9 protein-coding genes and 1 pseudogene are annotated in these 10,327 nt (G+C 29.2%); all 10 read left to right on the top strand.

Annotation, left to right across the window (positions count from 1 at the left end; genetic code table 11):
* Window positions 1-215: pseudogene (locus MR593_RS04520) on the top strand (murein biosynthesis integral membrane protein MurJ); the annotation flags it as partial.
* 271 nt (window positions 216-486) lie between these two features.
* On the top strand, window positions 487-1,548 hold the full coding sequence (locus MR593_RS04515) for a C40 family peptidase (RefSeq protein WP_290687259.1): 1,062 nt from the start codon (window positions 487-489) through the stop codon (window positions 1,546-1,548).
* A 144-nt stretch (window positions 1,549-1,692) separates the two neighbouring features.
* A complete protein-coding gene (locus MR593_RS04510) occupies window positions 1,693-2,376 on the top strand; it encodes a hypothetical protein (protein WP_290687258.1) in 684 nt (227 codons plus the stop codon).
* Window positions 2,377-2,440: 64 nt separating this feature from the next.
* Window positions 2,441-2,962, top strand: a complete 522-nt coding sequence (locus MR593_RS04505; RefSeq protein WP_290687257.1) for an amidase domain-containing protein — start codon at window positions 2,441-2,443, stop codon at window positions 2,960-2,962.
* Window positions 2,963-3,152: 190 nt separating this feature from the next.
* Window positions 3,153-4,004 (top strand): N-acetylmuramoyl-L-alanine amidase, encoded by an 852-nt coding sequence (locus MR593_RS04500; RefSeq protein ID WP_290687256.1) that lies wholly within the window; start codon window positions 3,153-3,155, stop codon window positions 4,002-4,004.
* 15 nt (window positions 4,005-4,019) lie between these two features.
* Complete coding sequence (locus tag MR593_RS04495; protein WP_290687255.1) at window positions 4,020-4,469, top strand: hypothetical protein; 450 nt, start codon at window positions 4,020-4,022, stop codon at window positions 4,467-4,469.
* Window positions 4,470-4,653: 184 nt separating this feature from the next.
* On the top strand, window positions 4,654-6,507 hold the full coding sequence (locus MR593_RS04490) for an Eco57I restriction-modification methylase domain-containing protein (protein WP_290687254.1): 1,854 nt from the start codon (window positions 4,654-4,656) through the stop codon (window positions 6,505-6,507).
* A gap of 54 nt (window positions 6,508-6,561) precedes the next feature.
* On the top strand, window positions 6,562-7,797 hold the full coding sequence (locus MR593_RS04485) for a patatin-like phospholipase family protein (protein WP_290687253.1): 1,236 nt from the start codon (window positions 6,562-6,564) through the stop codon (window positions 7,795-7,797).
* A gap of 33 nt (window positions 7,798-7,830) precedes the next feature.
* Window positions 7,831-8,091 carry an HPr family phosphocarrier protein gene (locus tag MR593_RS04480; RefSeq protein WP_290687252.1) on the top strand — a complete coding sequence of 87 codons (261 nt, stop codon included), beginning with the start codon at window positions 7,831-7,833 and terminating at the stop codon, window positions 8,089-8,091.
* 150 nt (window positions 8,092-8,241) lie between these two features.
* Window positions 8,242-9,948, top strand: a complete 1,707-nt coding sequence (ptsP, locus tag MR593_RS04475; protein ID WP_290687250.1) for a phosphoenolpyruvate--protein phosphotransferase — start codon at window positions 8,242-8,244, stop codon at window positions 9,946-9,948.
* The last annotated feature ends 379 nt before the right edge of the window (window positions 9,949-10,327 follow it).

Below are 10,327 nucleotides of genomic sequence, written 5' to 3'. Positions count from 1 at the left end.
CGGTAGCTTCGATAGCTATGTCTATAGGTGTAATTTTTGCTTATAATAGTTTAACAGCAATTTTAGGAATGGATTTTATAGGAGAACTTATATCCTTAGCAACAAGTATTTTGTTAGGAGCATTTATATACATAGTTTTTATAAAAATGTTAAAAATAGAAGAAATGAAATTATTAGAGGGAACAGTTAAAAATTTGTTTGTAAAACAACGATAAATATTAAAAAAGGTCAAAAACCCCAAAAAAACTGTAAATATGTAAATTTATTAAAAAATAAATGTATTACCATAAAAAATAGGTTAAAAATCGAATGAAAATGTTTTTCTACTTTAAATTTAAAGTTAAAAAAACATATATTATAAAATTTTTTTGTTTTAAAAAGTGTATACAATGACCTCACATACCCCATTTTGTGGAAATTTAATCAAAAATATGTTAAAATAAAAAATATAAAATTAATAATAATTAGGGGGTGAGTGTCAAACATATGTTTACTGAAAAGAAAACAAAATCGACACTATCTAAAGCCTTAGCTTTAGGAATGGTTGCAACTTCAGTATCACTTGGGGCACAAACAGCAACAGTTGATGCAGCTAAAACAGAAAATACAGGAACAACTTCAACATATAAAACTCAAACATCAACAAAAACAGGAACTGTAACAGCTTATGTATTAAATATAAGAAAAGGACCTGGAACATCTTATGATGTAATAGGTAGTTTAACAGAAGGACAAAAGGTTACAGTTACAAGTACTGCTAGCAATGGATGGTACAAAATAAAAACATCATCAGGAAAAGTTGGATATGTAAGTCCAGATTATTTAAAAGTATCTGGAAAAACTTCAACAGATAATAGTTCTAATAAAGGTGGAGCTTATGTAGTAAAAAGCTACTCAACAATTAAAAAAGTTGGTAGAGTTACTACAAGCACATTACGTGTGAGAACAGGCCCATCTACTTCTTACAGCGTAAAGAGAAATATCTACAAAGGATACGTAGTTGGAATACAAAAACAATACAGCAATGGCTGGTATAAAGTTAAATTAAAAAATGGAACAACAGGATATGTTTGTGGAGATTATTTAAAAATAACTTCAGGAACATCAGCTGACTTAAAGAGTGGAAGCTCAACATCTGATGGAAACTATGGCGGTGGTTCATCAAATGTCAGCTCAAAAACACAAGCTGTTGTAAACATGGTAAAAAGACAAGTTGGTAAACCATATGTTTATGGAGCAGCTGGACCAAACTCTTTTGACTGTTCAGGTCTTACATATTATTGCTATAAAAATGCAGCTGGAATATATTTAAATAGATCTTCAGCAGCACAAGCATCAAACGGAAGATATGTCAGCAAAAGCAATTTAAAACCAGGAGATTTAGTATTCTTTAACAGTGGGACAAACCGTATACACCATGTAGGTATGTACGTTGGAAATGGACAATTTATCCATGCTCCAAGCCCAGGAAAAACTGTAAGATACGAAAATTTATATTCTTCTTACTATGTAAAAGGATATGTAACTGCTAGAAGAATAATAGGATAATAAAATTTAGGGATATAAAGAAGACCATATAATAATTATGCTTAAATATAAGTGTAGTTTTATGTGGTCTTTTTTTGTGTTTTGGAGAATATACGTAGGATAGCCTTCATAAAATTTACTATAAATGTTATAGGAGTATCTAGAATGTATTTGGTGGAGGTATTCGGTATGGTAAATATTACAAATAAATTAATCGATAAAAAAGTGAATAATATTAGATTTTTTTTAAATTATCCTGAAATCGAATTGCAAAATGAAAGTGAGGAGGTGGGAAAATTTGCATCATTTGTAAATGAATTTATAAAAAATGATGTGAGTATTTTTGAGGAGGTTGTAATATCAACTTTAAAGGAAGAATTTATAATAGGAAATATAAATGTTATTTCTGAATTTCAAAGAGCTTTTAATAAAAATAATATAATCAGCATACCTGTGGAATTTTCACAAATTATTGGTCTTACAGATATTAGCCATATATCTAGCTATAATTACGATTTTAATCTCATGGAAAAAATTACATTAGATACTCTATTTAAGGAGGAGGTGGATTTTGAGAGGGTAATACAAAATTATATAATGGAGGAAATTTATGATATTTTAGATAAATACAAAGGTTATATCGGATATGACATTTACGATTTGATGAGTGAATCTATTTATATATGCGAGGATCCAGTTTTCTATTTTAATGATAGGAATTTAGTCATTTGCATCTCGAGTTTTGAATTGACTAGCAGGGTGTGTAATTTAATTGAGTTTTCTATATGCTTTAAAAAAATAAAAAATATATTAAGTGATTATGCAATACAAAATATCGTTTCAAGCTGATGAGATACAGTTTCATGTCGATATAAAACGGTAATTATATTAAAAATCGACGAGGGAGGATAAAATGGTAAATTTTACAAATTATGATAGGAAATCAGCAGCAGGGTACGCCATGAAGTGGGCATTATCAAGGAATACAGCGTATAAAGACTATGAAGAGTGGGGTGGTGATTGCACTAATTTTATATCACAATGTGTACATGCTGGAGGTATACCTTTTGATAATAATGGTAATAATATATTAAAACAGTGGTATTGGTACAGCGACATGAATAGGACCCCAACTTGGACAGCAGCAGAGCCTTTTTACAAGTACATCATTGGTAATAATTCTAGTGACACTAATAATTTTGGAATTTACGCTGAGGAGGTGGATTACTACGATTTAGAGATTGGAGATATTGTCCAGCTTGTATATGAGGATAATCTAGCATATCATACTATGATAGTAAGCGACATTATTTTAGATGGTGATTTTTTAGTCGATTATTTAATCTGCCAACATACGTATGATTTGTTGAATTATCCACTTAGCTTAAAGGTAGGTGAAAAAAGATATATAAAAATATTCGGATATTATGATTAATAACGAGTTTTAATGTCAATAATATTTGAAAAAAGCCTTTCTAAATGATAAAATTACTTTATAATAGATAGGAAATTATATACATTTTAAAAAAGTGTATAATATAATTTTCGTTGCGTATTTCAGAGGAGTCTGCGTTAATTTAAGACTTCTTAGAATAATGATTTTTTATCTAAGAAAGGTGAAGCTAGTGACTAAGAGAAAAATAACTAATAAAAAAACTGCTAAAAGCAGGAATAAAAAGAGAAAAAAAGGGTTACACAGAAAGAAAACATCAGTTAATAAAAAAAAGCTGGTATTAGTTGTAGTTTGTGCAATTATAGTGATTTTTGCAGTGGGATTTGTGGGTAAAAAGACCGTCAATTTTGTAAGTGGCATTTGGCCTAACGTAATTTCGCTTAAAAACTCTCTGACAGGAGGCAAGGTGGACAAGTCTGATGTAAATTCTGATGAACAATTCGATGTTGGAGACGAGAATAAAGACACTTTACAAAAGAAGCACAATGTATTTATAGATGTAGGCTGTGGAGGATATGAAACAGGATATGTCACATCTAATACAAAAGAAAAGGATTTGAATTTAATAATAGCTAAAAAAGTGGCAAAAAAATTAGCCGAAGAAGATGATATAAATGTAATTTTATCTAGACAAGAAGATGTATACTTGAGTCCAGATGAGAGAAAATCTCTAGCAGAAAATGAAAAAGCAGAGGTTTTTGTATCTATTCATATGGCTGGTGAAAAAACAGGTGATGCTTCTGGAATAGAGACTATTTACCAAAAGGATTCATCAAATGGTTCATATGACTTGGCGAGTATTATTCAGACTTCTGTATCGGCTTATGTAAAGGCTAAAGACAGGGGTATAAGTGCCTATGATATGAGTGTATTAAAGGATAATAGTATGCCTGCTGTATATATCCAATGTGGATTTTTGAGCAATTCCTCAGAACAGAAAAATTTAAAGAACAAAAAATACCAAGATGATTTGGCAGAAGGAATTGCACAGGGTATATTAAATTATATAGATGCTAAAAAATAAAAAGGGAGTGCTAACATGGCTGATTTAGAAGTGAAGAAAATTTTAATTGAAGAGTCTTTAAGAAAAAATCAAATGTCACAAGTATTTGATGTTGTTGCAAATGACAAAATGGTATTTTTTAGATCATTACAAGAATATCAAAAAAATAAACTATTATTAGGTATAATATTGGATGAATCTGCCTATACTACAATTACTATATTCTTTGGTAAATTGGTAGATGAGTCTAAGAAAGACGATATTATAAAATTAGTAAATGAATTAAATGGTGTACATAATGTAGAAAAATTTGTTTTAAATAAAAACAACGAGCTTTTAGTTCAAGTTCCATATATATCTTTATCAGAAGATTTCAATGGAGATGTTGCGATAGATTTATTGAGAGCACTTTATGGAATGCTTACTAAAAATGCATATTCAAGATTTGAAGAAATTCTTGGAGAAAGTATGTACAATAAATTATAAACAATAGGGATACAAATTTAATCAAAAATGAGTTAGGGGGTCAATTTTGGATACAATTTACAAATTATATCCGAAGTTGACTTTTTTGCAAGATGTGGATAATTAACGTTGATATTTCAAATGATTAAATAGTATTTCTATAGAAATTGTGAATAAACAATTTTCGTTGTATGGGGGAAAAATTATGAGTGGGAGTTTTGCAGTTTCAAAAAAATACGAAAGCAATTTAGACATCAAAACAAGAAAGGAAAGAGGTATTTATTATACTCCCTATATAGTGGTTGAATATATATTGGATAAAACATTGAGAAAACACGATGTAATTAAAAATCCTTATCCGAGAGTTCTAGATTTATGCTGTGGCTGTGGAAATTTTTTGATAAAAGCTTATGAAATATTGTATGAAAAGTTTTATCAAAATATAGAAGCATTAAACCGAAAATACGGAGACGGTTTTATATCAGAGCAGGATATAGGCTTACATATTATTAGGAACTGTATTTTTGGTGTGGATACGGACAGGGATGCTTTGGAAATTTTAAAGAGGCAGCTTGTTGATATCAGCGATATAGATGTTGTGGATCAATTTAATATATTTTGTGGAGACAGCTTAAAAATAAACTTCAAAGATATTTTCGGTGTGGATAAGTTTGACTACATAGTTGGGAATCCACCTTACATAGGTCAGAAATTGCTGGATAATGAATATAAAAAATTTCTATATAAAGAATACGAAGATGTCTACAGAGGTAAAGGAGATTTATATTTCTGCTTCTATAAAAAGATTTTGGATTTACTAGATAAGGATGCAGTCGCAGGTATTATCACGCCGAGGTACTTTATGCAAAGTCCTTCAGGTAAATTTTTAAGAAAATATTTAATAAGTAATTCTAGAATAAATACTATAATTGATTTTTTAGGAGCTAATTTATTTAATAATCTAGGAATAGCCAGTTGTATAGTTATATTTGAACATAGCGATTTTCAAAATAATTATATAGATTTATATAAGATAATAGACGACAATATAAGCATCAAGAAAATAACGAATTTAGAGGAGTATATAAATCAAGGTAATTTTAAGAAGTTAAAAGTAAATCAAAATTCGCTTGGAGAGTCGTGGATGATGGTCGATCAAGAGGAATTTAAGTTTTACAATAAGATTCAAAGTAAGAGTCAATATTTTTTAGACGAAATTTGTGAGAGTTTTCAAGGCATAATTACAGGTTGTGACAAGGCATTTGTCATAAAAAAAGATGATCAAAATATAGAAAAAATAAACAAAAATTTATTAAAAAATTGGATAAAAAACAAGGATGTGGGGAAATATATAATAAATAATTCACAATATAAATTGATTTACACAAATGATATAGACACAGAGGAGAATTATAAATTTGTCATAGACACATTCTTGCTACCATATAAACAAAAGCTATCTAGTAGAAGAGAGTGCATAAAAAACACTAGAAAATGGTATGAATTACAGTGGGGTAGGGATAAGAATTTATTTGAACAAAAGAAGATAATGTATCCCTATAAATCTACAAATAACAGATTTGCTATAGACGTTGATAATAGCTATGTCAGCGCTGATGTTTACTCATTTTATATAAAGGACGAGTACAAGGATCAATTCTCATATGAGTATTTAGTAGGGATTTTAAATTCTAAAACATACGATAGATATTTCAAAATAATAGGTAAGGAAATGGGGAAAAAAATATTTGACTATTACCCAAATAAGGTCATGAAATTGAAGGTTTTTAAGGATGAAAATTACGAAGAAATAGAAAATCTATCTAAACAAATAATAGACCTTTCTAAAAAAAAGGCGCAAATAGAGTTAAAGATTGAAGAAAATTTAACAATACCAACAGCTTCAGAGGATTTTGTCAAAGTTTCTATCAATAAAACTGATGTAAAAATACAAGACAAAAAAATTTCTCTCTTAAAGGAAAAAAATTACCTTGAAAATAGGATTGATTTCTTAGAAAATATAATAGACAGGAGAATTAAAAATTCTCTAAATATATAGTCCTAAATATGAGTTTATAGCACTGATTTAGATTTTAAAAATTAGGTGATGTAAATGAAAGGTTTAGTTTTAGAAGGGGGAGGCACAAAGGGTGCTTACCAATTTGGAGCATATAAAGCTTTAAAAGAGTTAGGGATTGAGTTTAACGGAGTATCTGGAACTTCAATAGGAGCCTTAAATGGAGCTTTTATAGTTCAGGATGACTTCGAAAATATGGAGGATATTTGGTTAAATAAAGACTACAAGAGCTTTATGGACATAGAAGAGGACTTTTATGAAAAATATAAAAATATCGCCATGAAGCCTAAAAATATAAATGCGATTTTAGAGCTTATTAATAAAGTTAGAAAAAACGAAGGAATAGATATAACACCATTAAGGAATTTATTAAAAGAGAATATAGATGAACAAAAAATTAGAAATTCTTCTAAGGATTTTGGCTTAGTAACTGTTTACTTAGACAATAAAAAAATAGTTCCTAAGCATCTTATGAAGGAGGATATACCAGAAGGACAGCTTGTTGATTATTTAATTGCAAGTGCTAGCTTGCCTATATTTCAGCTAGATAAATTGGATGATAAATTGTATTTAGATGGTTTTTTATCTGATAATACACCAGTCGGGTTATTGGCTAGTAGAGGTTATGATGATATAATAGTTATTAGATTATCAAATGACAATATAGGAGAAAAGAATTTACAGAGATATAAAGACATAAATTTAACTGTTATAAGACCATCTATGAATCTTGGAGGTTCATTGAATAAAGACAAAGATCACATGGATAAAATTGCAAAGCTTGGATATATGGATACAATGAAGGTATTTAAAAGATATGATGGAGTTAAGTACTTTTTCAATGCAGATTTTAGATATGATGAGGAAACTTGTTTTGAAGCTATAAAAAATTTAGATATCGATACAATACAAGAGATTTGTAACATACTTAAAATAAAGAGACCGCCAAGCCTTAGAGTTTTGCTTGAGGATATCGTTCCAAAGCTTGGAGATATTTTAAATCTCGATAAAGAATTTACATACAAGGATATTTTTTATAGTATATATGAAAAGAAACTTGAAGAAAATAATATAGATATTTTAAATTTATATGATTTTTCAAAAGTTATAGATTTGGTAAATACTAAGATAGAGCCAAATGATTTTGATTATGAAAATAATGAAAATAAACACATTATTTTATTAAATAAAAAGGAAAAAATTGAAAAGGCAATAATAAATACAATTCTCAATGATTTTAAAAATCAGAGTTTGAAAAAAATGCCTATTTAAAATTTTTATGCATATTAATTAGGAGGTTACATTATGGAAAAATCAGTAGTAATAAAAAACGCAACAGGTTTACATGCTAGACCAGCAGGAATGTTTGTAAAAAAAGCTTCAGAATTCACTTCAACTGTAGAAGTATTAGCAAAAGGAAAAACTGTAAACGCTAAATCAATCATGGGTATAATGAGCTTAGGTTTAGGACAAGGTGAAGAAATAGTAATAAAAGCTGAAGGTGCAGACGAAGCTGCTGCAGTAGATGCATTAGTAGAATTAATCGAAAGCGGATTTGGTGAATAATTCGAACCGATAAAAATAAAAGAAAACCTGGGGGAATCCCAGGTTTTTGCGTAAAATTTTAGACAACTAGTTATAATAGAGATTTATCTGAGAGATTCAGTTTCATATAAAATAAATAAAAAATAGGGTTATATTTTAGGAGGAATAAATATGTTTAAAGGAACAGCAGCTTCACCAGGTATTGTTCTTGGGAAAGCGTTAGTGTTAGAACATAATGAATTAGTAATAGAAAAAAAATCAATATCTGATGTAGATGCAGAAGTAGCAAAATTAAACGATGCAGTAGCAATATCAAAAGCAGAACTTGAAAAAGTTAGAGATAAAGCTAAAGTAGAATTAGGAGAAGAAGAAGCTCAAATATTCGAATCTCACTTATTAGTTTTAGAAGATCCAGAATTATTAGGTTCTGCAATAGATAAAGTAAAATCTGAAAAAGTTAATGCTGATTTTGCATTAAATGAAATAAAAGAAATGTTCGTTGGAATGTTTGAAGCTATGGACAACGAATATATGAGAGAAAGAGCAGCAGACATAAAAGACGTAACTAACAGAATATTAAGACACTTATTAGGTGTTAAGATAGTTGACTTAGCAGCTTTAGAAGATGAAGTAGTTTTAGTTGCACATGACTTAACTCCATCAGATACAGCTACTATGGACAAAAAGAAAGTTTTAGGATTCTTAACTGATATCGGTGGTAGAACTTCTCATACAGCTATAATGGCTAGAACTTTAGAAGTTGCTGCAATAGTTGGTTTAACTGATGCAACAGAAAGAATCAAAGACGGAGATTTCGTAGTATTCAACGGAGATACTGGTGAAGTTATAATAAACCCAGATCAAGAAACTATAGATAAATACGCTCAAATGAAAAAAGAATTTGAAGAATACAAAAAATCACTAGAATTATTAAAAGGACAACCATCTGTTACAACTGATGGAAAACACGTTGAATTAGCAGGAAACATAGGTACTCCAAACGATGTTGATGGATTACTTAAAAACGATGCTGAAGGTGTTGGTCTTTACAGAACTGAATTCTTATACATGGATAGAAGTGATTTCCCAACTGAAGACGAACAATACGAAGCTTACAAAGCAGTTCTTGAAGGAATGAGTGGAAAACCAGTTGTTATAAGAACTCTAGATATAGGTGGAGACAAAAAACTTGACTACCTACAAATGGACGAAGAAATGAACCCATTCTTAGGATACAGAGCAATCAGACTTTGCCTAGATAGAAAAGAAATATTCACAACTCAATTAAGAGCTTTATATAGAGCAAGTGTTCACGGAAAATTAAGAATAATGTTCCCAATGATATCTTCTCTAGAAGAACTATTACAAGCTAAAGCTACTTGTGAAGAAGTAAAAGCACAGTTAGATGCTGAAGGTATAGCTTACTCTAAAGAAGTAGAAGTTGGTATGATGATAGAAGTTCCATCAGCAGCAGTTATATCTGATGTACTTGCTAAACACGTTGATTTCTTCTCTATAGGAACAAACGACTTAATCCAATACACTTGTGCAGTAGACAGAATGAACCAAAAGATAAGCTACTTATATAACCAATTTAACCCAGCTGTATTGAGATTAATAAAAATGGTTATAGAAAATGCTCATAAAGAAGGTAAATGGGCTGGAATGTGTGGAGAAGCTGCAGGAGATCAAAGAATGATACCTATACTTTTAGGATTTGGTCTAGATGAATTCTCTATGAGTCCAATATCTATATTACCAGCTAGAAAATTAATAAATTCTGTAAGTGAAGCTGATATGAAGGCATTTGCTGATAAAGTTTTAGAACTTGGAACAGCTAAAGAAATCGAAGCTTTCATAGCTGAAACTTTTAAATAGGATTTTTTAAGTAGTTACCGAAAAATTTATATATATACTTTTAGCCGATTTTTGAACAAAATCGGCTTATTTTTAGTCAAAATTGTGTTTTAAAAACAGATATTTATAATAGTATTTCAAATAAATATTTGTTTTTAAAATTTACAATAAATGCCATAAAAATCGTAAAGTTAATTTTTTGTGACAATTATTTATGAAAATTTAATTTACTATTTAAAAATATATGATAGAATATAGTTTATAGTAAAAAGGTTACAATAATGTTACAATTTTATGGAAAAATATTAAAAAACATGAATATGATGAGCTTATTTTGTCTATAATCAAAATAGAAAGAACATCAGTTTGATATTTCCATAGCGAGAATTTAATATTTAAC

This window comes from Intestinibacter sp. (genome assembly GCF_022780145.1).
Lineage (GTDB): Bacteria > Bacillota > Clostridia > Peptostreptococcales > Peptostreptococcaceae > Intestinibacter.
Note: the sequence above shows the minus strand (reverse complement) of the source record. Positions and strands in the feature narration are given on the sequence as shown.